General features: G+C 38.1%; 27 protein-coding genes. 11 read left to right on the top strand and 16 right to left on the bottom strand.

Annotated features, from left to right (window positions below):
- Positions 1 to 23 precede the first annotated feature (23 nt).
- From AC6H0V_RS15975 to AC6H0V_RS15965, 3 genes are all read left to right on the top strand, one after another.
- Complete coding sequence (locus AC6H0V_RS15975; protein WP_497561198.1) at positions 24 to 665, top strand: alpha/beta hydrolase; 642 nt, start codon at positions 24 to 26, stop codon at positions 663 to 665.
- A 7-nt stretch (positions 666 to 672) separates the two neighbouring features.
- On the top strand, positions 673 to 1,071 hold the full coding sequence (locus AC6H0V_RS15970) for a group III truncated hemoglobin (RefSeq protein ID WP_497561197.1): 399 nt from the start codon (positions 673 to 675) through the stop codon (positions 1,069 to 1,071).
- Between the two features lie 77 nt (positions 1,072 to 1,148).
- Entirely contained in the window at positions 1,149 to 2,438 is a 1,290-nt protein-coding gene (locus AC6H0V_RS15965) for an MFS transporter (protein WP_497561196.1), read from the top strand.
- A gap of 33 nt (positions 2,439 to 2,471) precedes the next feature.
- On the opposite strand, the gene AC6H0V_RS15960 is transcribed toward AC6H0V_RS15965, so the two are convergent.
- From AC6H0V_RS15960 to AC6H0V_RS15910, 11 genes are all read right to left on the bottom strand, one after another.
- The gene (locus AC6H0V_RS15960; protein WP_497561195.1) at positions 2,472 to 4,244 is read right to left on the bottom strand and encodes an ABC transporter ATP-binding protein; all 1,773 of its coding nucleotides are present in this window, start codon (positions 4,242 to 4,244) and stop codon (positions 2,472 to 2,474) included.
- A gap of 108 nt (positions 4,245 to 4,352) precedes the next feature.
- Positions 4,353 to 4,916: a ribosome recycling factor gene (gene frr / locus AC6H0V_RS15955; protein ID WP_497561194.1), complete on the bottom strand. Its 564-nt coding sequence runs from the start codon at positions 4,914 to 4,916 to the stop codon at positions 4,353 to 4,355.
- A 41-nt stretch (positions 4,917 to 4,957) separates the two neighbouring features.
- Positions 4,958 to 5,665: a UMP kinase gene (gene pyrH / locus AC6H0V_RS15950; RefSeq protein ID WP_497561193.1), complete on the bottom strand. Its 708-nt coding sequence runs from the start codon at positions 5,663 to 5,665 to the stop codon at positions 4,958 to 4,960.
- A gap of 38 nt (positions 5,666 to 5,703) precedes the next feature.
- Entirely contained in the window at positions 5,704 to 6,828 is a 1,125-nt protein-coding gene (nagA, locus tag AC6H0V_RS15945; RefSeq protein WP_497561192.1) for an N-acetylglucosamine-6-phosphate deacetylase, read from the bottom strand.
- Positions 6,829 to 6,956: 128 nt separating this feature from the next.
- Positions 6,957 to 7,796, bottom strand: coding sequence for a translation elongation factor Ts (gene tsf / locus AC6H0V_RS15940; RefSeq protein ID WP_497561191.1), 840 nt, complete (start codon positions 7,794 to 7,796; stop codon positions 6,957 to 6,959).
- A gap of 86 nt (positions 7,797 to 7,882) precedes the next feature.
- Positions 7,883 to 8,731: a 30S ribosomal protein S2 gene (rpsB, locus tag AC6H0V_RS15935; RefSeq protein WP_497561190.1), complete on the bottom strand. Its 849-nt coding sequence runs from the start codon at positions 8,729 to 8,731 to the stop codon at positions 7,883 to 7,885.
- Positions 8,732 to 8,751: 20 nt separating this feature from the next.
- The gene (gene rpsI, locus AC6H0V_RS15930; protein WP_131551445.1) at positions 8,752 to 9,138 is read right to left on the bottom strand and encodes a 30S ribosomal protein S9; all 387 of its coding nucleotides are present in this window, start codon (positions 9,136 to 9,138) and stop codon (positions 8,752 to 8,754) included.
- A gap of 16 nt (positions 9,139 to 9,154) precedes the next feature.
- Positions 9,155 to 9,598: a 50S ribosomal protein L13 gene (rplM, locus tag AC6H0V_RS15925; RefSeq protein WP_497561189.1), complete on the bottom strand. Its 444-nt coding sequence runs from the start codon at positions 9,596 to 9,598 to the stop codon at positions 9,155 to 9,157.
- 315 nt (positions 9,599 to 9,913) lie between these two features.
- Complete coding sequence (locus AC6H0V_RS15920; protein ID WP_497561188.1) at positions 9,914 to 10,450, bottom strand: ORF6N domain-containing protein; 537 nt, start codon at positions 10,448 to 10,450, stop codon at positions 9,914 to 9,916.
- Positions 10,451 to 10,674: 224 nt separating this feature from the next.
- Positions 10,675 to 11,298, bottom strand: coding sequence for a DUF1579 domain-containing protein (locus tag AC6H0V_RS15915; protein ID WP_497561187.1), 624 nt, complete (start codon positions 11,296 to 11,298; stop codon positions 10,675 to 10,677).
- Between the two features lie 43 nt (positions 11,299 to 11,341).
- Positions 11,342 to 11,713 carry a hypothetical protein gene (locus AC6H0V_RS15910; protein WP_497561186.1) on the bottom strand — a complete coding sequence of 124 codons (372 nt, stop codon included), beginning with the start codon at positions 11,711 to 11,713 and terminating at the stop codon, positions 11,342 to 11,344.
- 84 nt (positions 11,714 to 11,797) lie between these two features.
- On the opposite strand from AC6H0V_RS15910, the gene AC6H0V_RS15905 reads away from it, so the two are divergent.
- Both AC6H0V_RS15905 and AC6H0V_RS15900 read left to right on the top strand, forming a co-directional pair.
- Positions 11,798 to 12,004: a YtxH domain-containing protein gene (locus AC6H0V_RS15905; protein WP_497561185.1), complete on the top strand. Its 207-nt coding sequence runs from the start codon at positions 11,798 to 11,800 to the stop codon at positions 12,002 to 12,004.
- 37 nt (positions 12,005 to 12,041) lie between these two features.
- On the top strand, positions 12,042 to 12,725 hold the full coding sequence (locus AC6H0V_RS15900; RefSeq protein WP_497561184.1) for a class I SAM-dependent methyltransferase: 684 nt from the start codon (positions 12,042 to 12,044) through the stop codon (positions 12,723 to 12,725).
- A 21-nt stretch (positions 12,726 to 12,746) separates the two neighbouring features.
- Here AC6H0V_RS15900 and pepT read toward each other — a convergent pair whose 3' ends face one another.
- Positions 12,747 to 14,000, bottom strand: a complete 1,254-nt coding sequence (gene pepT, locus AC6H0V_RS15895) for a peptidase T (RefSeq protein ID WP_497561183.1) — start codon at positions 13,998 to 14,000, stop codon at positions 12,747 to 12,749.
- Between the two features lie 110 nt (positions 14,001 to 14,110).
- On the opposite strand from pepT, the gene AC6H0V_RS15890 reads away from it, so the two are divergent.
- Genes AC6H0V_RS15890 through AC6H0V_RS15880 form a run of 3 tightly spaced genes read left to right on the top strand, consistent with a single transcriptional unit; the run spans position 14,111 to position 17,193 of the window.
- The gene (locus tag AC6H0V_RS15890; protein ID WP_497561182.1) at positions 14,111 to 14,788 is read left to right on the top strand and encodes a hypothetical protein; all 678 of its coding nucleotides are present in this window, start codon (positions 14,111 to 14,113) and stop codon (positions 14,786 to 14,788) included.
- Between the two features lie 57 nt (positions 14,789 to 14,845).
- Positions 14,846 to 16,588, top strand: a complete 1,743-nt coding sequence (locus AC6H0V_RS15885) for a M14 family metallopeptidase (protein WP_497561181.1) — start codon at positions 14,846 to 14,848, stop codon at positions 16,586 to 16,588.
- 2 nt (positions 16,589 to 16,590) lie between these two features.
- Entirely contained in the window at positions 16,591 to 17,193 is a 603-nt protein-coding gene (locus tag AC6H0V_RS15880; RefSeq protein ID WP_497561180.1) for a rhomboid family intramembrane serine protease, read from the top strand.
- Here AC6H0V_RS15880 and AC6H0V_RS15875 read toward each other — a convergent pair.
- Together AC6H0V_RS15875 and AC6H0V_RS15870 are read right to left on the bottom strand one after the other, a co-directional pair.
- On the bottom strand, positions 17,182 to 18,150 hold the full coding sequence (locus AC6H0V_RS15875) for a hypothetical protein (RefSeq protein WP_497561179.1): 969 nt from the start codon (positions 18,148 to 18,150) through the stop codon (positions 17,182 to 17,184). The two genes, AC6H0V_RS15880 and AC6H0V_RS15875, sit on opposite strands and share 12 nt — an antisense overlap.
- 76 nt (positions 18,151 to 18,226) lie before the next feature.
- On the bottom strand, positions 18,227 to 19,378 hold the full coding sequence (locus AC6H0V_RS15870; RefSeq protein ID WP_497561178.1) for a hypothetical protein: 1,152 nt from the start codon (positions 19,376 to 19,378) through the stop codon (positions 18,227 to 18,229).
- A gap of 65 nt (positions 19,379 to 19,443) precedes the next feature.
- Between AC6H0V_RS15870 and AC6H0V_RS15865 the strand changes: the two genes are divergently transcribed.
- Positions 19,444 to 20,490, top strand: a complete 1,047-nt coding sequence (locus AC6H0V_RS15865) for a dipeptide epimerase (protein WP_497561177.1) — start codon at positions 19,444 to 19,446, stop codon at positions 20,488 to 20,490.
- Between the two features lie 21 nt (positions 20,491 to 20,511).
- Here AC6H0V_RS15865 and AC6H0V_RS15860 read toward each other — a convergent pair whose 3' ends face one another.
- Together AC6H0V_RS15860 and AC6H0V_RS15855 are read right to left on the bottom strand one after the other, a co-directional pair.
- Positions 20,512 to 20,697 carry a DUF6358 family protein gene (locus AC6H0V_RS15860; protein WP_497561176.1) on the bottom strand — a complete coding sequence of 62 codons (186 nt, stop codon included), beginning with the start codon at positions 20,695 to 20,697 and terminating at the stop codon, positions 20,512 to 20,514.
- A 56-nt stretch (positions 20,698 to 20,753) separates the two neighbouring features.
- A complete protein-coding gene (locus tag AC6H0V_RS15855) occupies positions 20,754 to 21,071 on the bottom strand; it encodes a rhodanese-like domain-containing protein (protein WP_497561175.1) in 318 nt (105 codons plus the stop codon).
- A 249-nt stretch (positions 21,072 to 21,320) separates the two neighbouring features.
- Here AC6H0V_RS15855 and AC6H0V_RS15850 point away from each other — a divergent pair, with 249 nt between their 5' ends.
- Together AC6H0V_RS15850 and AC6H0V_RS15845 are read left to right on the top strand one after the other, a co-directional pair.
- The gene (locus AC6H0V_RS15850) at positions 21,321 to 22,436 is read left to right on the top strand and encodes a DUF4407 domain-containing protein (RefSeq protein ID WP_497561174.1); all 1,116 of its coding nucleotides are present in this window, start codon (positions 21,321 to 21,323) and stop codon (positions 22,434 to 22,436) included.
- A 241-nt stretch (positions 22,437 to 22,677) separates the two neighbouring features.
- A complete protein-coding gene (locus tag AC6H0V_RS15845) occupies positions 22,678 to 24,510 on the top strand; it encodes a M61 family metallopeptidase (RefSeq protein ID WP_497561173.1) in 1,833 nt (610 codons plus the stop codon).
- Positions 24,511 to 24,526: the final 16 nt, after the last annotated feature.

The raw sequence follows: 24,526 nt of genomic DNA, 5'->3' as shown, positions 1-24,526 counted from the left end.
ATTATTTCGCATTTTATTTACATATGGTCTATTTGATTAGCGGACTAGGTGCTGATGAACGGGTGTTCCAATTTCTAAATTTAGCTGGAATTGAGCATCGTTTTATAAAATGGAATGTGCCTGAAAAAAAGGAAAATTTAACCTCCTATTGTGAAAGATTGATTGCGCAAATAGATATTAATAAAGAAATTATTCTGATTGGTATTTCTTTTGGCGGAATTGTAGCGCAAGAAATCTCTAAAATTATCAGTTGCAAAAAGATAATTATCATCTCAAGCATAAAGTCTGAAAGTGAATTCGATTGGCCAATTAAAGTGGCGAGAAAACTACAAATCCATAGGATTGCTCCCTTATGGTTCTTAACATTTGCCAACAGGATTACTGCAGATTATTACTTTGGGGTTGAAAATAAAGAAGAATCTAAGCTTCTCCATCAAATTATAAAAGATACCGATCCTAAATTTTTGGTTTGGGCTATTGATCAAATCATGAACTGGAAGAATGAAAAAGTAGCTGAGCATATATTCCATATCCATGGAACCAACGACAGGATTTTTCCAATAAAAAATATCCAAATTTGCATCGAAATACCAAATGGAGGTCATTTTATGATTGTAAATAAAGCACCTCAGATAGAACAGCTTATATTTGACATTATTACTTAAGATCAAGATGGAAATACCCCAAGTAGATATTCTTAATATAGATGATGTTAAAGTATTAGTTAACGAATTTTACGCTAAAGTAAGGGACAATGAATTATTATCGCCTATTTTTAATGGTGTAATCAAAGATAATTGGCCTTCACATTTAGAGAAAATGTATGGTTTTTGGCAAACACTTTTATTGGATACCCCAGCGTATAGTGGAAGCCCTTTTTTAAAACATGCAAAGCTTCCTATTCAAAAAGAACACTTTGATACATGGATAAGTTTGTTCAATGCAACAGTGGATGAACATTTCACAGGTGAAAAGGCGAACGAAGCAAAATGGAGGGCAGCTAAAATGAGTGAAATGTTCCAGTACAAATTGGATTATTATAAAAACAATCCTGCAGAACCGTTGATTTAGGGTATAAGCTGTGCCAAAGGCATCCCTTTGGGAAAAGGTTAAACACCAAAGCTTAGCTTTATATAAAAATTATAAATTTGGAAGAACAAACTATCATTCCCGAACAAAGAGATTCTTTTGCTTCATTACGCTACCGCGAATTTCGCTCTTATCTGGGCATGCGGTTCTTTTTTACCTTCGCCTATCAAATGCAGGCCATAATTATTGGGGCCCATATCTATTATTTAACTAGGGACCCTCTAGCTCTTGCTTTTATAGGTCTTTCTGAAGCCATTCCGGCGATTTCCATAGCGTTATACGGAGGATATTTGGCAGATAAACTCGAAAAAAGAGCTTTATTACTGAAGATCTTCTCGGCAGTTTTGTTTGCGTCTGTAGTAATGGTTATTGTAACGAGCCATGGCATGAGTACTTACATCCACACCAATTATATAGTTCCCATCATGTACGGGATGATTTTTTGTGTTGGATTGGCAAGAGGGTTATTTGGCCCAGCAACATTTTCTTTGATGGCTTCGATCTTGCCTAAAAAACTCTATCCCAATGCTAGTACCTGGAGCAGTTCGTTCTGGCAAATGGCCTCAATTTTAGGTCCGGCGGCAGGAGGTTTAATTTATGCGCGTTTTGGCATTACCATCTCCTACTTTGTGATCATCGGTTTCATCGTTATTGCCATAACATGTATTTTCTTCTTGAAGGCTCATCCACCAACCTTTATTCCAAAAGAGAGCATTATCAAGAGTTTACAGGAAGGTATTCATTTTGTTTTTAAAAGTAAAATGATGCTAGGAGCGATGAGTCTGGATTTATTTTCAGTTTTCTTTGGAGGGGCTGTGGCTTTACTTCCCATTTTTGCTTTTGATATTCTCCACGTTGGATCAGAGGGATTGGGCTATATGCGAGCGGCAGCTTCATTAGGCTCGGTGGTTACGATGCTGGCCATGACCAGATTCTCGCCCATGAACAAGCCCTGGAGAAACTTGATCATCGCTGTTCTGGGATTCGGCACAAGCATTATTTGCTATGGCTTATCCACTAGTTTTTACCTTACTTTATTTTTGTTATTCTGTGAAGGTGCTTTTGATAGCGTCAGTGTAATTATTAGATCAACCATTATGCAGTTGCTTACACCAGACCAGATGCGAGGGAGGGTCTCGGCTGTTAACAGTATGTTTATTGGTTCATCAAATGAAATTGGCGCCTTCGAATCGGGGTTAACCGCAAAGCTGATGAGGACAGTTCCCGCTGTGGTATTTGGGGGAAGTATGACCATCGGCATTGCCATCATCACTTATTTTAAAACAAAAAGTTTATTGCCTTTAACGCTAAATGACATTAAACCGCCCGAAAAAGAAGATCAGCTGTAGTTCTCAGTTAGCAGTTTTCAGTTCCCTACTGTCTTACGCCAAGTGTTCTACTTCATTATCCAATCGCTCTCCAACCTGCTGCCTCCACATGGCGTAGTATAGTCCTTTTTCTTCCAAAAGTTCGGCATGTTTACCCTGCTCAATAATTTTTCCCCTTTCAAGTACATAAATCCGATCGGCATGGCGGATGGTTGACAAGCGGTGGGCGATGAGAATGGTAATCTGACTTGTTAAATCAGAAACATCGCGAATTGTTTTTGTAATCTCTTCTTCGGTCAGCGAATCTAATGAAGATGTTGCCTCGTCAAATACTAGAATATCTGGATTACGCAATAATGCCCTAGCGATAGACAAACGTTGTTTTTCGCCTCCAGAAACCTTAACTCCACCTTCACCAATTACCGTATCTAATCCTTTATCGGCCCTTGCCAATAGATTTTGGCATGCTGCCTGATGAAGCACCCGCATACAATCTTCATCGCTTGCAGTAGGCTTCACAAATAGGAGATTTTCTCTAATAGTGCCCGAAAAGAGTTGTGTATCTTGGGTTACGAAACCGATCTTCTCTCTTAATTGGTTAAGGTCAATTTCCTTCCCCGAAATTTGGTTGTACAATACTTTTCCTTCCATAGGCTGGTACAAACCCACCAACAGTTTAACCAAAGTTGTTTTTCCAGATCCTGAAGGACCAACAAACGCTATTGTTTCTCCATTGTTTGTGGTAAAATTAATAGCATTTAAAGCATTGGTTTTACCTGAAAGATGCTTGAAACTTACATTCTCAAAAGTTAAAGTATTTATCTTTTTAACGGTTATTGGATTAACAGGCCTATGTTCAACAGGCATACTTAATATTCTTTTGAAATTGCCCAACGAAACTTCTGCTTCACGCCATGCTAAAATTACAGTACCAATCTCTTGTAAAGGTCCAAATAGAAAGAACGAATAAAATAAAAATGAAAGGTATTGCCCTGGAGTGATATTATTTTCGAAAATGAGCATTAGGAGTACCACGATCATCGTACTGCGTACCAGGTTCACTGTGGTACCTTGTACAAAGCTCATGCTTCGAACATATTTTACTTTTTTAAGCTCTAGTCCTAATATTTTATAGGTGGTGTTATTTAAACGATCGATTTCCTGATCTGCAAGACCCAAGCTTTTAACGAGTTCAATATTTCGGAGGGATTCTGTTGTTGAGCCTGCTAAAGCAGTAGTTTCTGAGACAATGGAACGTTGGATCGTTTTAATCTTCCTGCTCAGAAACCAACTGATAAAACTAATAATTGGAATTGAGGCGGCGTACACCAACGTAACTTTATAGGAGATCGAAAGCGAGTAGACGATTACGAACATTAATCCAATAAAACTGATGAAAAGAATGCTGATAAAAGACGTGATGAATTTTTCGCTATCGGTTCTTACCTTTTGCAAAATAGACAAGGTTTCGCCGCTTCTCTGGTCTTCGAATACTTGGTAAGGCAGTTCAAGCGAGTGTTTTAAACCATCAGCATACATTCTTGCCCCTACTTTTTGGATGATAATACTGGTAAAATAATCCTGAAAATTTTTAGCAATTCTTGAAATCATGGCTACACCAATTGCATACGAAATCAGTGTGAGTACGCCCATCACATAACCGTGCTTATCAGACTGATAGAGATGAGCCTTTGTAATGTACCTATCCATTAATTTACCAGTGATAGCCGGATCCATTAAAGAAAATCCGATGTTCATTGCAGCCAAGAAAAGGGCGAGGGCCACAATCCATTGATGTGCTTTTAAATATTGGAGCAATAATTTCATGTCTTTGTGTTTGGAGTTCAAAAATAAACAAAGGGAATGAAGCCAAGCCACATTCCCTTTTATATTACATTTTACAGATAACTTTCAAAATCTTGACGATTTTAAAGTTTAGATCGTCATGATATCCTTTTCTTTAACCTCGGCATGCTTATCAACCTTAACAATGTAAGCATCCGTTATTTTTTGCACTTCTCCTTCAGCTGTTTTAATTTCATCATCAGAAATGCCCTCTCCCTTTAATCTTTGGATTTTACTATTGGCATCCTTCCTAATATTACGTACGGTAATACGGCCCCTTTCTGCTTCTTCTTTTACTTTTTTTACTAATTCTTTACGACGTTCCTCGGTTAATGGCGGTACAACTAAGCGAATAATCACTCCATCATTTTGAGGATTAATTCCAATATTGGCTTCCATTATAGCTCTTTCAATTGGTACTAATAATGCTTTTTCCCAAGGTTGAATAATCAGCGTCCGTGCATCAGGTGTATTTATGCTTCCTACCTGAGCCAATGGGGTGGGATTTCCATAATAGTCGACCATAATACCATCTAGCATTCCTGCCGAAGCCTTTCCTGCTCTTATTTTAGTTAATTCTGCTTCACAATGGGTAATTGCTTTTTCCATTGTAGATTGTGCATCGTCTAATTGTTTCTTTATGAGGTCATTCATGTGTAGTAATGTTTAATACAAAAATATAAAATTGGTTAGAATTAACCTCTTACCAATGTACCTATTTCTTCGCCATTAGCAATTTTCAAAAAGTTTCCGGTTTTATTCATGTCGAAAACAATGATTGGAACCTTATTTTCTTCACAAAGTGTAAAAGCGGTCATGTCCATTACATTTAGGCCTTTAGCATATACTTCTTTAAAAGTAATTTCGGCATATTTAGTTGCTGTGGGGTCTTTTTCTGGGTCAGCTGTATAAATACCGTCAACGCGTGTTCCCTTAAGAACGGCATCAGCATTAATTTCAATGGCTCTTAATGCAGCGGCAGAATCTGTAGTAAAATATGGATTTCCAGTTCCCGCCCCAAAGATTACCACACGGCCTTTCTCCAGGTGGCGAACCGCCCTCCTTCGTACGAAAGGCTCACAGATCTGTTCCATTTTTATCGCAGACAATAAACGGGTCTTTAGGCCAACTTTCTCAAGTGCATCTTGTAAGGCCATGCTATTGATCACTGTGGCCAACATACCCATATAATCCGCTTGTGCTCTATCCATTCCTGATTTCTCGGCACTTAATCCCCTAAAAATATTTCCACCCCCAATTACAATTGCCATTTCTAAACCCGCATCATGTACGGCCTTAATATCTTCTGCGTATTGTCTAACACGGTCGTTGTCTATTCCATATTGCTTTTCGCCCATCAACGATTCGCCACTCAATTTTAGTAAAATCCGTTTATACTTCATGACCTCAAAAATAGGATAAATGTTTTAATGTTGGTATTTTAATGTTGAAACGTTGAATTAACTTTTTCTCCTTGAAATATAACCTCTTTTACCTTAAACGATTGATCTAAAATTAGTAAATCTGCTTGATAACCAACTTCTATTTTACCTTTATATAAATCTTGTTTAATCAATTTTGAAGGATGTAGCGAAGCCATGTTAATAGCTTCAGGCAGCGCTATGTCACAAAAATTTACACAATTCCGTACAGCCTGCGCCATGGTAATATTAGAGCCTGACAAAGTTCCTTCTGCGGTTATAAATTTGTCGCCCTGCAATTGATGTTGGTACGGACCGATGTTACAGGTGGTAACAGCATCTGTAATTAGAAATAAGCGTTCTTTCATTATTCTAGAACTCATTTTAACAATCTCGAAATCTACATGGCTCCCATCAGCAATGATGCTGGCCATAGCAGTTGGATGGTTAAACACTGCTGCTGGTAAATTTGGTGTGCGATGGTGTATGGAAGGCATTGCGTTAAACAGATGGGTGGTGGTCGCAATTCCAAGGTTGTAACCTCTAGTTGCTTCGTCAAAGGTAGCATCACTATGGCCTACAGAAAGTATGATATTATTATCCAAAAGGTATTGGATTACATCGTCGTCTTGTAGTTCTGGAGCAATCGTCATGATTTTTACTACACCATCAGCTTCTTCCAACAAGGCTTTTACTTCATCCAACGTTGCTTTTTTGATGAATTCAGCAATATGAGCACCTCTTCTTTTTACATTAAGATATGGTCCTTCCAGATGGAGACCCAAAAAACCTTTGGCAACTTCTCGGTATGCTTTTGCTGCAGCAATAGATTGAGTAACAATTTCGGGGGTATTGGTAGCAACGCATGCTAAAAATCCGGTTGTACCTTTTGATATTAAATCTGCATCCATTTGTGCCAGTGTTTCTGGGCTTGGAAAGGCAGAAAACAGATTTCCTCCACTGCCATAAATTTGAAGATCTATGAAGCCGGGTACCAGATAATCTTGTTCAGCATCAATAACGGTATATCCATCTGGAATGGCACCATCGGAAAAGCCGACTATTTTTCCATTATTGATTAATACTGTTTTGTTAGCGATTAAATTACTTCCTATAAAGAAACGGCTGTTGGTTATGGCGAGCATAGACTTACGAAGTTTGATAAGACTTGCGAAGTTATAAAAACTTCGTAAGTCTTTACGAAAAAAGGCTTCCAGTTTCCTGAAAGCCTTTATCGTTATTCATCGGATGACTTAAAGTCATCCGATGAATTTTAAGAACCTAATTGTACGCGTTTAAATGCAACAACCGTTAATCCTTTAGCAGTTTCATCTAAGAATTTACGAACATCTTTAGATGAATCTTTAACAAACTCCTGGTTTAATAAAGTACTGTCTTTATAGAATTTATTTAATTTACCAGCGGCGATTTTTTCGACCATTTCTTCTGGTTTACCTTCTGCGCGGATTACTTCTTTAGCGATTTCCATTTCTCTTTCGATAGTGTGTGTATCAACATCACCTTTATCTAGAGCAACAGGGTTCATTGCGGCAATTTGCATTGCAACATCTTTACCCGCTTCTGCAGCTCCATCAAAGGCTTGGTTTAATGCCACTAGAACACCTAAGCGATAGTTACCGTGAATGTAGGGAACAACTTGTTCGCCTGTTACAGTTTCAAACTTAGAGATTCCGATTTTCTCGCCGATTTTACCAGTGTTTTCAACAATGATATCTTCTACTTTTTGCCCATCAATTTCTAAAGCCAATAATTCTGCTAAAGTAGCAGGGTTTTTATCGATAGCCAAATCAGCAAATTTATTACCTAAGGCAACGAAGTCCGCATTTTTAGCTACGAAATCAGTTTCACAATTTAATTCGATCACTATGCCGCGTTTACCATCGGCAGTAGCTTTAGCAATTACTACACCTTCGTTAGAATCGCGATCCTGACGAGAAGCAGCAACTTTAGCACCTTTTTTACGTAAATAATCAACCGCAGCTTCGAAATCGCCATTGGCTTCTACCAATGCTTTCTTGCAATCCATCATTCCGGCACCGGTTTGTTGGCGTAATTTGTTTACATCAGCGGCAGTAATTTGTACTGTAGACATTTTCTGTGTTTTTTGAAAATTTTATGAAATGCTAAGCGTATGGCGATAAGCGTTTTGCACGCCAAGCACCAAACGCTTAACTTATATTATCCCTCTGTAGAATCCTCTGTTGTAGCTTGGGCTTCAGCAGTTTCTTTTTTAGTTGGCCTCTTAGCACCAGCTTCTCTAGGCGTTGCTGCTGCTTCAGGAGAATCAGCAGCAGTTTTAGCCGCTACGGCCTCTTTTTCAGCTTCATCATCTTTTTCGCGTTTGCGCTCGTCTAAACCTTCCTCGATTGCTTTGATAATTACATCGGTAATCAATAAGATTGATTTAGTTGCATCATCATTTGCAGGAATTGGAAAATCGATATTCGAAGGATCAGAGTTGGTATCAACCATTGCAAAAGTTGGGATGTTTAATTTCATCGCTTCTGCTACGGCAATATGTTCCTTTTTAACGTCGATTAAGAAAATAGCTGCAGGTAAACGGTTAAGGTCTGCGATACCGCCCAATAAGCTTTCTAATTTGATACGCTCACGTTGGATCATTAAACGCTCTTTTTTAGAAAGGATTGAATATGTCCCATCCTTGGTCATCTTATCGATGGTAACCATCTTTTTAATCGATTTGCGTACAGTAGCAAAGTTGGTTAACATACCACCTAACCAACGTTCGGTTACGAAAGGCATATTTACTTTTCTTGCTTGCTCAGCAACGATCTCTTTAGCTTGTTTCTTGGTAGCTACAAATAAGATCTTACGACCAGATTTTACGATCTGTTTAATCGCTGCTGCAGCTTCTTCTGTTTTAGTTAAAGTTTTATTTAAATCTATAATGTGGATTCCATTGCGCTCCATAAAAATATAGGGTGCCATTTTCGGATTCCATTTGCGGGTAAGGTGACCAAAGTGTACACCTGCATCCAATAAGTCTTGATATGTAGTTCTTGCCATTGTGTTTGTCTCCTTTAAGATTAACGTTTACTGAATTGGAATTTCTTACGTGCTTTTTTACGTCCTGGTTTTTTACGTTCAACCATACGCATATCACGGGTCATTAACCCTTTAGCACGTAATGCTGGTTTTTTCTCAGCATCTAATTCAACAATAGCCTTAGCGATTGCCAAGCGAACTGCTTCTGCTTGTCCTTTTACTCCGCCACCATTTACATTTACATTTACATCGTATTTACCGGTCAATTCAGATACTTCGAATGATTGGTTAACAATATACTGTAGTGGTAATGTTGGGAAATAAACTTTGTGGTCTTTACCGTTAACGGTAATGGTGCCGTTGCCTTCTTTTAAATAGATACGGGCAACTGCAGTCTTTCTTCTTCCTGAAGTGTTTGTAACTGACATTTCTTTTCTCTTTTAATTAAAGTGTAATGGTTTTTGGTGATTGTGCAGAATGCGGATGCTCCGAACCTGCGTAAACAAAAAGATTGGTGTACAACTTTTTGCCCAATTTTGTTTTTGGTAACATACCACGAACAGCCTTCTCGATTACACGAGTTGGGTGTTTTGCCATTAATTCTTTAGGAGAAATAAATTTTTGACCACCTGGGTATCCAGTGTAAGAAACGTATTGTTTCTCGCTGAATTTGTTTCCGGTCAATTTTACCTTGTCTGCATTAATAACTATTACATTATCACCGCAGTCTACGTTTGGGGTAAACTCTGGCTTGTTTTTTCCTCTAATTATCATTGCGATCTTAGAAGACAAGCGCCCCAAAATCTCTCCTTGTGCATCAACTACAACCCACTGTTTATTAACAGTTTTGGCATTGGCAGAGACAGTTTTGTAACTTAACGTATTCACTTGCTTTTATTTAATTTGTTAAAAAATATTTATTATCCCTGTTTTTTAGGGACTGCAAAGATAGGGAGAAAAGTTTAATTGTCAAAGAGTTGAAGGAAAAAAGTTTGGGGAATTGGGCATTTTGGATTTGTAGCGCTACAGAAATTTAAAATTAATTGATTATGAGGATTTTAAAAAGGAACGAGAAACCTTTTTTACGATTCCAATAGCGGTAGAGCCTGTACAATAAACAGTAGCTGCTAAGCCCCAATAAGGTTGCCGCAGATGCGCGGATTTCCCTAAATCTTTGAGGTCACAAATTGTGACCTCAAAGATTTAATTCAAATCCAATTTGTTTACTGGCTTTGTCTTCTTTTCATGGAGTTCATCAAAATAATTAAATAATAATTCAATGTTCTTGTCATGATTATCCAGATGTTGTTTAATATCGGCAATTTGCAATTTGATCTCAGTATTTTCACTAAGCAGCTTTTTCAACCTAATAAATATCCTTACAATCTGAATGTTGGTTTGAATAGCTCTTTCACTATTTAGCACACTTGAAAGCATTAGAACACCGTGTTCTGTAAAAACAAAAGGTAATTTTCTTCTTCCTCCTCGCTTATCTTTTAACGAGATAGGTTTTGATATCACAAATTGTGATATCAAAACGTTCCATTCATCATCATTTAATTGAAACATAAAATCTTCTGGAAATCTTTCTAAATTCCTTTTAATGGCTTGATTTAAGGCTCTGGTTTCTACCCCATAAAGTTCTGCCAAATCACTATCCAGCATTACATTTTGCCCACGGATCTCATAAATCTTATTTACAACTAGGCTGCCTATCTCCGTTAGTTCTTTTTCGTTCATATACAACGAAATGTAAAACAACTTTTTGGAACAAGAATCATTTTATTTCAAACTTGAACTAAGAGGTTATAAAATTTTCTTTCGGGTATAATTTTATAATAAGAAGGAAAACCTAATGCACAAAAAAGCCCGAATGATTCGGGCTCTAAAACTTACGAAGTTTAGTAAACTTTGTAAGTTTAGTTTAGTGGACTTCGTAAGTTTAATTTCGCAAACTTCGTAAGTTATTTTGCTCTTGTAAGTTTGATAGACATCGACTTTGTTTCCTTCCCGTCTTTCGTATCAAACATTTCCATTTGTTGGGTATTTTCATCAATAAACTTAAAGGTTTCTCTGGTCAAAATATCCTTCCCCGTAACCACATCAACCGTCTTTCCTTTCATGTTCATTGTTTTTGTTGCTTCATCATATGTTCCTTCTAAATACATTATTCCAGTAGCCATATTATCGATCCATGTGCTAACATAGATTTTGCGAGAATTATCATAAGCCAAGGTACCGATCCCATCAAAAGGCATCCCCCCTATGGTTCCACTATAGGTCGACTGCTGATAACGTCCTCCTAAAATCATTTTATTAACACAAACTACCTTGTCTACCATTGGAGAATCTGGATTGTAGTAAAACGAAATCTCAGCATTCCACTTCCCATCATCTTTTGCTAGCATATGATGGTTAGCCCCTGGCGTCATATAGGCGGCCCAGGCCTTATCCATTTTTGCTTTATCTACTGGAGCGGCGGCAACTGTATCTGTTTTGGCACTATCAGTTGTCATATCCTTTTTTTCACTATTGCAGGCACATATAAAACATGCCGAAAGCAATGAAGCAATAATCAACTTTTTCATATTATTTGGTTTTTAGGTTTATAAGTTACTCAAATTTAATAAATTAACTATTATTTTCTTTATAGTTTTTTATCCAAAATAAAATAAGCATCGTGCCCACCATCACACTTAAACCTAAACTCATCACTAAAAAAAATATGGTGTCGTTACTTATATATTCAACTTCAAGCGCCGAAATCGAAATATGGATTGCGCCATAACATAGCGTTCCTGTAAAATACAAGCACCATACACCTGCTAAGTAGTGAAAGATGCCCCATTTATAGCTGTTAAGCTGATAGCTTCTTAAACTTAGCCAACTAAAAACAATAATAAAGAAAATGCCTGCCGATGAATTCAATGTCCCTGTTTTCAAGTAGATCAACAAATAAGCGATAGCCAAGATTAAATTGAAATAGGAGAGTTTTTGAAGCATTATGAACGGATTTATCATCAATATTTATAATAATAAAGAACAATTAAGTTCAATTATTGTTAGTTTTTTATAAATACAGATATTATGACAAAGCAAACGAAAATATTAACTGGACTATTAGCAGGAGCCGCATTAGGTGCCGCCATAGCACTTGTACTCGCTTCCGATAAAAATGATGTTCTTAAAGAAAAGGTGAGCGATTGGTTTTGCGATCTTTTAGATAAATCAAAGGATAAGGCAGGAATAGTTAGCTCATTGGTAAAAGATACCCTTTCTAAAGTTAAAGCCTAGATTTCGTAGATAGCAAAAGCAAAAGTATCTTTGAGACATGGATGTTTTTGGCAATGCTCTTTTAGATTTCTATAAAAATAGGGAAACAGATATCCTTTGGTTGCATAATTCTTATGATGAGCCAGAGGAGATGCCGATCGATATTTTCTTTCGAAACGAAGAAGAAATGCCGGATTTAGAACACTGTGCGCTATCCTGCTGCTATGGAAAGATATTGGATGTAGGAGCTGGAGTTGGTAGTCATGCCCTAATTTTACAAGCAATGGGCCACGAAGTTACTGCAATTGACATTTCCGCGCCGGCTGTTTCCATCATGAAAGACCGAGGAGTTAAAAATGCAATGGTTCTTGATGTGTTCAAGGCATCTGGAAAATACGATACGTTGTTATTTCTAATGAACGGAATTGGGCTTACGGGGACGCTTACTAAATTTTGTGACTTTTTAGGAGAAGCAAAAAACCTTCTGAATGCGGGTGGGCAATTAGTTTTCGATAGCTCAGACATTTCCTACCTCTATGGGGATATCCCCTTTCCAAGCAATGGCTATTTTGGCGAAGTAAGCTATTGCTACCAATACAAAAACAAAAAGGGGAACTGGTTCAATTGGCTTTATATAGATCAAGAAACACTGTTTACTATTTCCAAACAATATGGATGGAATTGTGAAATCATCTATGAAGATAAAGAGGATCAGTACTTAGCTAGACTTACGAACGCTTAAGGTAGCTAGACCTTGCGAAGTCTAAGAACGCTCCTCCCAAATGCAGGCGATAGTAACGATTGTTTGCACTGCTTTCTCCATATCCTGTACCGAAACCCATTCTTGCTTACCATGAAAAGCGTGTTCGCCCGCAAATATATTTGGGCAGGGCAATCCCATGAACGATAATCTTGAACCATCAGTGCCTCCCCTAATACTTCGCTTTATTGGCTTTAAACCAATTCTCTCAATGGCCTCAATCCCATAGGCTATAATTTGTGGATATTTATCCAATATTTTTTTCATGTTCCGATATTGCTCTGTTACCTTAAATTGATAGCTGGCATTGGGATAGGATCCTAGTACTTTTTTTACTACTTCCTCTAATTTTGCTTCATGTGCTTTTAGCAAACTATCATCAAAATCCCTAATGATAAATTGCGCTTCTGCTTGCTCTACCTGACCCGAAAAACTTACGGGATGGATAAACCCTTCTTTTTCGCTCGTGGTTTCTGGTGTTAGCTCGTGTTTTGGCAAGGCCGATAAAATCTCGGCTAAGATCTTGATTGCACTTTCCATTTTTCCTTTGGCAAAGCCTGGATGTGCACTAACTCCAGTGATAATCAATCTAACTCCATCAGCAGAAAAAGTTTCATCCTCTATTGAGCCCGCTGTTTCCCCATCCACTGTATAGGCAAAATCCGCATTTAATTTTTTTAGATCAACACGGTCTACTCCTCTTCCAATTTCTTCATCGGGAGTGAACAAAATTTTTATTTCGCCATGTCTAATTAAAGGGTTTTGGACCAGAAATGCAGCCGCTTCCATTATTTCTGCCAATCCTGCCTTGTTATCGGCCCCTAATAGCGTATCGCCACTTGCCGTAATAATGTCATTGCCCATTTGATCCTTTAGATCTGGATGTTCACTTAACTTAATTACAATCGATCTATCTTTTGGTAGTACCAGATCAGCTCCCTTATAATTACTATGGATAATAGGATCTACATTTGCTCCGCTACAATCTGGTGATGTGTCCATATGAGAGCAAAAGCAAATAACCGGAACTTTTTTTGTGGTGTTTGATGGGATAGTTGCATACACGTAGCCAAGATCATCAACCATTGCATCTGCAATTCCCATTGCTATCAGTTCGGCAACCAATAGGCTGGCCAGATTTTTTTGCTTTAGGGTTGAGGGACAGGTAGCAGAATTGGGATCAGACTGTGTATCTATTTTAGCATATCTTATAAATCTATCCTGAAGGTTTTGTTCGTGGTTTTTATATATCTTCATAATTGTAAAATTAAAACTAATAAATACAATAAAGATTATAATTTTGTGGTAGCACAGAAGAACATAAACTTGAATTATAAAGGGATTTGTTAACCTCTAAAAGACACAAATTGAATAAAATATCGCTCATTCTTATCCTATTATCGTTTACCATCATCACCTTTGGGCAAACCAATTACTACAAATTAAGTGCTGGCGCCGGTGCCGGTGGAACCCTTGCATTTGCTGAGTTGCATAAAAAAACAATAGCCTTTGCAGCTTATGGAACAGTTGATTATCACTTTACCCCCTATGTAACTTTAGGTTTGGAACTACAGAAAGGGGAACTTGCGGGTGGAGATATTTTATTTGATGTTAACAATCAACAATTTATTAATAAATATTTGGCTGGCAGTATTAATCTTAAAGTCCAATTGGGCGAATTTTTAACTTCTGAGCAACGTACCAATAAGTTTTTGGATGTGATTAGTGGGTTATATGCTGGTGTTGGGGCAGGCGTAATCAAAAACAAGATTTCTAATGTAAGGTATTACGACATCAATTACTACCCAGGCGATGATAAAAGTTCGGAACCCATCATGCCATTTAATCTGGGTATCAACTTTAACTTCGCCGACCGTTGGGGATATACCCGATATGCCATTAATCTAAACCTGCAAGGTACGATAGATTTTGGGGAGGGATTGGATGGTTACACACCTGATGTACCGAAAAACGATATCTATTCTTTTCTATCCATAGGTGTTAAATATCATTTCGGATTTATGGGATTAGATAAAAGAAGGTAATCTACCTCCTCATTCAATAAAAAAAGTAATTTAGTGTTTTAAATCTTCCATCATTTTATGAAGAAAATAGCATTAATACTAGCTTTTATGACCTCGATATCGGCATTTTCCCAGCAAACTCCCTTTGAACTGAGTAATAAAAAAGAAACCACAACCTACGAACAGGCCATTGCTTTTTATGAAGCGTTGGCTAAAAGCTATCCCCAACAAGCCAAATTATTTACCTACGGGTTAACCGATTTTGGTAAACCTTTGCATTTACTGGTACTTTCTAAGAAAAAAATATTCGACCCCATTGCATTAAGGAAAAGTGATACGCGCATTTTTTTAATCAATAACGGCATTCATCCTGGAGAGCCCGAAGGTATAGATGCCAGCATGTTATTTGCAAGAGATTTGTTAAAGAACAATACCCTTCCTGAAAATATGGTGATCTGTATCATTCCGGTTTATAATATTGATGGGAGCCATAATCGGAGTGGGACTTCAAGGGCAAATCAGAATGGACCCATCGCCTATGGTTTTAGGGGAAATGGCAAAAACTACGACTTAAACAGGGATTTCATCAAAACTGACTCTAAAAATTCTAATGCCTTTCAACAGATCTTTAACACTTGGCAGCCCGAAATCTTTGTAGATACTCATACCAGTAACGGCGCAGATTATCAATATACAATGACGCTTATTCCCACACAAAAGGATAAGTTAAATCCGATATTGGCTTCCTATTTAACAAAAACACTAGTGCCTGATCTGTATAGCCGGATGAAAGCTAAGGGTTATGAGCTTATTCCTTATGTAAATTCAATTAATGAAACCCCAGATGCTGGAATTACGGGATATATCGAATCTCCTCGCTACTCTACAGGCTATGCGGCGCTGCACAATACCATCGGCTTTATGCCAGAGACCCACATGTTAAAGGATTTCGATAAGAGAGTAGAATCTACGCAGAAATTACTGCAGACCTATGTTGATATTATCACCCGTGACGCAAAAATTATTGGCGAGCAAAAGCGCAAAGCGGATGAATATACCGCATCACAACAAGATTTTCCATTAGACTGGAAACTGAACCGCTCTGTTTATGATTCGATAGAATTTAAAGGGTATGAAGCTAAATATAAAGCCAGTGAAGTAAGCGGGATGGATCGTCTATATTACGATAGAAATGCACCTTATACCAAAAAAATAAAATATTGGGACAAATTTGAGCCAAGTTTAACCATTGGTAAACCTATTGCTTATGTAATTCCAAAAGCATGGGATAAGGTGATTGCTCTTCTAAAGCTGAACAATGTGAAAATGCAGCAGTTAACAGCCAACATAAAGCTAGATTTGGAAATGTACTACATTGCCGATCTGAAAACCGCCACTAGGCCTTACGAAGGTCATTACCAGCATTCTGGCGTTAAATTAAATACGGTAAATCAAGCAGTGCAATTTTATACTGGAGATTATGTGGTTTATGTAAATCAGGCACAGAACAGATATATCGTAGAAACGCTAGAGCCTCAGGCAATAGACTCTTTTTTTAACTGGAATTTTTTCGACTCTATTTTGGGGCAAAAGGAAGGATATTCATCCTATGTTTTTGAAGATACAGCAGCAGATCTGCTAAAGAAAGATCCTGCTCTTAAACAGAAATTCGAAACCGAAAAAGCTAAAAATCCTGATCTCTTTAAAACAGCCAACGCCCAATTGGATTTTGTTTATAAAAATTCTGATTATTTCGAAAAAACATTTAATCGTTACCCAATAGGAAGGCTACAAAAAGAAACTAAACTTAGCTTAAAATAACCATGGACTATATACAAGACACGCCAGTAGCCTCTATAATTTTTATTTTCACCGTGATAACAAGCATCTATGCTTTTAACGACCATCAGATTTTCGGGAAGTTTATGTTTCACCCTTATACCGTAAGCAGGGGCAAAAAATTATATACATTCATTACAAGTGGACTTATCCATGGCGATTGGATGCACCTCATTTTTAATATGTTTACCTTCGTATGTTTTGCTTTTACGCTAGAAAAGGTAATTGGACATTGGCAGTTTGGTTTATTATATATCGCAAGTCTAATTCTAAGTGATGTCCCAACCTTAATAAAACATAAAAATAATTTTGGGTATAACAGCTTGGGTGCGTCTGGAGCCATAAGCGCAGTTTTGTTCAGTTATATTTTCTTTAATCCCTGGGGTAAGCTTTTAGTAATGGGCATCCCTATGCCTGCCATAGTTTTCGCGGTACTTTATCTTGTGTATTCTTGGTACATGTCTAAAAATGCGAAAGATAATATTGGCCATGACGCCCATTTTTTTGGCGCCTTAACCGGAGTTATTTTTACCATTGTTTTGGTGCCTGATGCCATTCCGAACTTCATTCGTCTATTAACCAGCTGAGGGTAGATGGGGCTCCTCAAAATAGCTCATTGGAGCTGTTGGATCTTTAATAATTTCGAATAAGGTGTGTCCCCAGGGCTTCCAAAAGTTTTCGAGTACCTGTGCGTAGGTCTTGTTTGCCCATACATCAAATAGTGCTTTGTTCTGGGTGCCTTTCAGTGGCATCGCATCGATATAAATTACCTCGTCAACCGGCATAATGTTATATTCGGGTAATCGATTAAATAAATAGGCCGAATAAAAAAACCGAGCTGCCAGTTCTTCAAATTGTTGTTCGGAAAGGGGCAAATCCTTTATCGAATCAATAATTTCCTGATGGTACCTTTTATTGGTGCCATTATCCTGAAGGCACGCAATGATGCCAAAATCCTTGAATTTTAATGAAAAAGTTAAAGTATTTATCTCATCCCTAAAGCTAAAATGAGTATCAGTCTCTGCTAATGGTACAACCACTATAGACCATGGCTTGAAATCTTCTAAAACAACTTCGCGATAAATACTTTGCAGCATGGTATGCAGGTTACCAAATTTATGCATCAAACCTTGCGACATGTTCATGCCATCCCCACTTAGCTGTTGTAAGCGTATGGCTCCCTGCATTTCGATATATAAAAAGCTATACATCAATTTTCCGATCCAGTTAAAGAGATCCTTTTCCGGCAGGGCCGAAACGCCAGCATAACCTTTGCCAAATGCGAATGCAATCCTATCTTCTAATGGTGTTACAAACTGATCGTTAACCGTTGCATTGCAAGGAACGACCAAAGATTTATAACTTCTAATGGTTTCATCAAGGAGCTTTATCTGTTCATTGCCGGTTAGATTTGCCATATTCAAGAGCCAATCTGGCAAAACATTAACCGTGATTAATGGTGATGTAAAACTGTTACCACTTAAAAAACAGGTCTCGTTCTTAAAATCAAAGTTTTTGAAGGGGCGGTAGAGGGAGGTATTCATCAGACAAAATTAGGAAAAATAGTCTGGAGTCAGAAGTCCTAAGTCGGTAGTCTGATCATTATACAGACTCAAGACTTCAGACTCCTGACGGACGACTAATTAGACTATAAAAATAATTCACTTCATCTACCAGTTGGGCATAGATGGGCTGTGTAAAAGCTGTAAATAAAGTATCTGGAGAAGGAGGCATGAGCTCTCTTTTGGAGGCCATTTTTAATTGATAGCTGGTTAATGCCCGATCGTCACCTGTATAACTTGCCCAAGTATCTTTCCATACATAGGTTCCTGATAACCTTTGTTGTTTAATAATTTTGCCGGTTATCCCATCGGTTATTTTTAAACTTAGCAAGCCTGAAGAAGAAATTTGTTTATCATAACTGCTAAACCTTGCACTAACTGTACCATATATTGGCTTATTCTGGCGGGTTTGCCCAATAATAACGCTATCTCGTTTCATTTTTTCTACTTTTTCTTTCACGTAGGTTTGTCCAACAACAAAATCGTCGAAATTTAAGCTCAAAATTTGGTCGGCATTTATTTTTTGGTTTAATGCTTGTTGCTCTGAATAGAACAACACAAATTTATTTCTTTGGTAATTTCTCATAAATTCGTCTACCTGTTGTTGGAAATACTGGTTGCTTAACCTGTAATATGCGCTATTAACTTTTGCTGGCTGTACCACAACCCTTAACACTGCTGCCCAATAGGCCTCATCCATTTTTGTTTTCACATCTTTAAATGATGGATTAAGCTGTTGGGCCTTTTCGAAATCATAATACGCCTGCTTTGCACTAACGCGATTATTTTCTTTCAATAAATTGATTCCCAATGCATAGCGAACCTCTGCTGCCCTATATTTGCTTTCTTCAACCTCAGCACTAAATTTCTGCGCGTTCGGTACTATTGCTATACAGGCAGGGCAACTGTTGATCTCATCGCTCAGCTCATTTATCTGCTGGTAATCTGCTAAAATATATTCCCAGCGTAAGACATCAGAAGAGAGCTTAGCTTCATCAATTTTTCTTAAATGATCTCTTAATGCAAGTTCGTAAGCTGTTGATAAAACCTGCATTGCTTCTGTGTTTTTTGGCGAACTTTTTAATCTGTCTACAGCTTTATTAACTGATGCATCGTAATTTCCTTTTTGCAATGCATTTTTTCCGGTGGTACATCCAACAATTAGTATGGATAAATAAAGAAAATACCGTAATCTTGAAATAGTTTCCATAATGATAAAATTTAAAGCCTCATCGGATGAGTCATCCGATGACTATATTAACAAGACGATAATAAATGAAAATAAGTTGCAAGGAGTTCGAATTAGAGCTAAAACATCCTTTTTCTATTTCTAAATTTACAAGGACCAGTACCCCAATACTTTTGTTGAAGCTAGATTATGAGGGTTATATGGGTTATGGCGAGGCGAGCATGGTACCTTATATGGGCGAGAGCCAAGCTTCTGCATCTGAGTTTTTAGGCAAAGTGGATTGGAGCAGATTTAAACACCCGTTTGATTTTGGCGCTATCCACCATTACCTAGATGAGATTGCACCCGGAAACCCTGCCATTAAAGCCGCTATTGATATTGCGCTAAATGATCTCAATGGAAAGATCCTAAACCAGACCTGCGCTGCCATTTATGGAGCTGATCCCGCAAAAATGCCAATTACGTCTTATACAATTGGCATAGACACTCCAGAGGTGATAAAAGAAAAGGTGGCTGATGCCCAAGGGTTTAAAGTACTAAAGATTAAACTGGGCCGCGACAATGATAAAGAACTGATCCAAACCATAAGGAGCGTGAGCAACTTGCCCTTGTATGTTGATGCAAATCAAGGTTGGAGCGATAAAAAACAAGCAATAGACATGTGCTACTGGCTGCATGATCAAGGAGTGTTGCTTATAGAACAACCCATGGACAAGAATAATCTGGAGGGCAATGCCTGGCTTACGCAACGTAGCCCAATACCTATTTTGGCCGATGAGGCCGTACAGCGAATTGCTGATTTAGACAGTTTAAAGGGAGCTTATCACGGAATTAACATCAAATTGATGAAGAGTGCAGGGATGTATGAAGCCCATCAAATGATTTTAAAGGCAAGGAGTTTTGGAATGAAGATCTTAATTGGGTGCATGAGCGAAACTTCGATCGCCACATTGGCCGGCGCTGCATTAGCCCCACTGTGCGATTGGGCTGATCTGGATGGACCATGGCTCACCAAAAACAATCCATTTGATGATCCCCCGATTAAAGATGGACGGTATATATTAAACGATCTGCCCGGATTAGGATTAACCGGGGGAAGCAATTGCCTATTTGATGATGCGATAATTAGCTAATTATCGCATTACCCAATTATCTCATTTCTTAATACTCTTCCTAACATCTTTAACCAACTGGATCTTAAAATACAGGATGGCTACAAAGGCCGCCCCAAAGAAAGCAACAATTAACAAGCTGTTATTTTGGTAGGCCCAGATCATTCCGAAAACAGATAGGATCAATAATAAATTATAAAATACGTTTAGCGCTATTCTTTTACCCATGATTTTTAAATTAGCGTTTGGCGTTCGGCGTGGCTTACCGCCAAACGCTTACCGCATTAATATACCGGCATATTAGGATCGTATGCGTCTTGCCACGCCAAAATGCCTCCCTTAAGATTATACAGATTGTCAAAGCCATGCATTTGCTCTAACTGCATAATTGCCGCAGCACTTCTTTTACCACTACGGCATTGAATAATTACTGGCTTATCTTTGGCAATTTTTTCAGTTTCGATTAAAATGCCGCCTAATGGGATGTTCAATCCATCAAGATTAGACGTTTCATATTCGAAGGTTTCCCTTACATCGATTAATTGAAAATCTTCTTTGTTATCTATTTTTTGCTTTAGTTCTTGTACCGAAATTTCTTTCATGATAATCTATTTTTTACAAATATACGAAAACAAGGTTTGAGAAATAACATAAAAAATTGAAGTTGAGAGTAAGGAGTTAGGGTACGCACAGAATTTTAGAATGGAGCGAAGAGCAGAGAGCATGGCGATGGTTGCTGTTTCTCCGTGCTCCATGCTCTTTGCTTAAAAAAAAACGTTAGCTGTCATGATTTGCTGTAACAAGTTACGCCCTTGAGCGTTTAATATTAAATCTTGATTTATTTGCTTCCCATGAATGGCATCTCCCGCTTTTTTTGTTTCTGCGCCGGTACGCATCTTAGTACACTAGACAAACATCCAACAGAACTCAATAAATACATAGGTATTGGTGCCACTATCTTTTTTACGGGCTTATTTGCGGCATTATCTGGCGGATATGCCATGTATTTTGTTTTTAAGGGAGGAGACTTTGCCTGGCTATTTGCGCTGTTTTTTGGTTTGATATGGGGCTTAGCTATTTTCAATATGGATCGATACATCGTTTCTAGCATAAATAAAAATGCAAGTACAAATAAACAAATCTGGCAAGCTACCCCTCGGATTTTATTAGCAATAATGATCGGAATGGTTATTTCTAGACCTCTGGAACTGAAAATTTTCGACAAAGAAATTAAAGAGCGCCTAAATGTTAGCTACCTCAATGGCCAGCGTTCAAAAATTGACACCCTAAATAAAGCCTTCGATAATAAATACGCCATTGAAATTGGCAAATTAAATGAAGCCAAAGCAGAACGCGATTCCTTAGCCGCTACCATAAAAGCCGATAGACAAAAATTAAACTTTGAGATATTCGGCAATAAAACCACCGAAACTTCTGGTGTAATGGGATATGGTCCCTATGCCAAAAGAAAGGAAGCCGAACTTAAACAGCGCGAACAGAATTTAGACACCTTAACTAGGGATGTGCGCCAAATGGAAAAATTTGTGGATGGGAGAAAGCAATTTGATGGCTTAATGACCGAAAAGCTATATACCACAAAGCAATTGGACAGCCTGAGCAGCATCGCAGGCTTTGCAGATCGCAATTGGGCTTTAGGCCAGTTAGGGCGGAATATAGATGGTACACGAGACCTGAATACGGCTATCGCCATTACTTTTATAGGATTACTTTTTATATTTTTTGAATGCCTGCCTGTTTTTGTAAAACTGATGAGCAGCAGAGGTCCATATGATTATGCCATTGAAAATATAGAAATCGCACAGGTTCATGTTTCTACTAAAGACCGCGATTTTGAGATTGAAGCAACTGATGGAGTGCATGAAACTCGCGTGAGTACAGAAATCGAGAGGCGAAAGAATGATTTAAAGAGAAAATCTTTTGAAGATAATTCAAGTGAGATCTCCTAAAGAAAATTTGCATCATACACGGTATTATCCTACACCGTTAAGTTGGATAGGGTCTCAACTTATTGATCTATTCTGTACAATTCTCATAGAAATGTTTGGTAGATTGTTGCTACGAATCGTTGGGGTCTTTACGCAAATTCTCTGCTGACGCTACGTTTAAACTATCCTTCTACGTAATAATTTGCACACAATTTCCGCTTATTTGTCGAATAGCCTTAACTTAACGGCATATTTTTAATTTATGAAGAAAATTATACTGTGCTTGGGGCTGTTTTTCTTTTTGTCGCACGCAAAAGCCCAAGAAAATGCCGTTGTTTATTATGAGATTAGTTTCCCTAATGCCATACACCACGAAGCCGAAATTAACATGGTTGTTTCTGCTGCCCCAAATGGGCCATTAAGATTTAGGATGAGCCGTTCGTCTCCAGGAAGGTATGCTACGCATGAGTTTGGCAAAAATATCTACAATGTAAAGGCAGTAGGTCCAGACGGAAAAGAAGTGGCAATAAACCAGACGGCGGGAGATGTGTACGAAATTTCAAATCCCCGTAAATACACTAAAATATCCTACACCTTATTTGGAGATTGGATAGACGGGACCTACGCGGGTATAGACGAAAACCATGCACATTTAAATATTCCGGCGACATTTGCTTTTCCTATCGGGATGGATAAACTGCCCAGGACCCTGAAAATTAATATCCCTGAAAAGAAAGATTGGAAGATAGCCACACAAATGGAGGTGAAACAAAACTTATATACCGCACCCAACCTGCAGTATTTTATGGACAGTCCAATTGAGATTGCCGCTTTTAAAACCGCTAGTTTTGAGGTTAGAAACCCAGATGGCAAGGTACAAACCATCCATTTAGTTTCACATTCTAACGACGATCAAAAAACCATTGATGATTATGCCCTTATGCTCAAAAAAATGGTTGCAGAGCATATGGCGGTTTATGGAGAATATCCTAACTATGATTATGGAAACTATTATTTTTTACTTGATGTATATCCAGATTATGCCGGAGATGGAATGGAACACCGTAACTCTACTTCCATTGTGCAGCGAACACCAAAGATTTCAGGAAACGAGCTAGCATTATTGAGCACATTTTCTCACGAATACTTCCATAGTTGGAATGTTGAACGCATCAGACCCAAAGGATTAGAGCCCTTTAATTTCGAGCACGCCAATATTACAGATGGCCTTTGGGTAGCCGAAGGATTTACGCAATATTATGGCAATCTATTGTTGGCAAGAGCTGATTTTAGAACAGTAGATAACGTGGCACAAACTTTTAGTGGCCTGATCAATGCCGTTTTGAATTTGCCTGCCTCAAAAAATTATTCGCCCTTGCAGGCAAGTAGATATGCTGTATTTGCAGATGCGGGTGTAGCCATCGACCTAACCAACAAAGCCAATATCTTCACATCCTATTATACTTATGGTGCGGCGGTTGCCCTTGCCCTGGATCTTCGCCTTAGAACCGACTTTAAATTAACGCTTGATGATTATATGAAAGCGTTATGGAAATCTTATGGAAAAACCGAAATCCCTTATACCATTCCAGATTTAGAAAAAACCTTAGGGTTGTTAACAAAAAACGAGGCTTTTGCTCATTCTTTTTTTAAAAATTACGTCTATGGAACTGCAAAAGAAAATTACGAACCCTTATTGCTTAATGCAGGCTTCGTTCTGCGCAAAGCATCTCCAGGCAAGGCATACAGTGGTTTAGGAAGGGTAACGATCGATAAAGAAAAAGCAACGCTTGGCCAAACCGTAATGGGCACACCTGCCTACGCTGCCGGATTAGATATAGATAATATCTTGTTAACGATGGATGGTATAGATATCAAAGATCAGGCTGCAATTACCAAGGTTACCGATTCGCATAAACCTGGGGATGTAATTACCATTAGGTATATATACCATGGCGACGAAAAAGCCACCAAACTTACTTTTGCCGAAAACCCAACATTAGAGCTAATCCCTATAGAAAAAACCGGTGGTGTGCTAACCCTAACAATGAAAGCTTTTAGGGATGCCTGGTTAAAATCACAAGTAAAACAATAAATTAACCAAGAAAATA

The organism is Pedobacter sp. NO84 (assembly GCF_059703915.1).
This window is presented reverse-complemented; position numbering and strand designations above follow the sequence as displayed.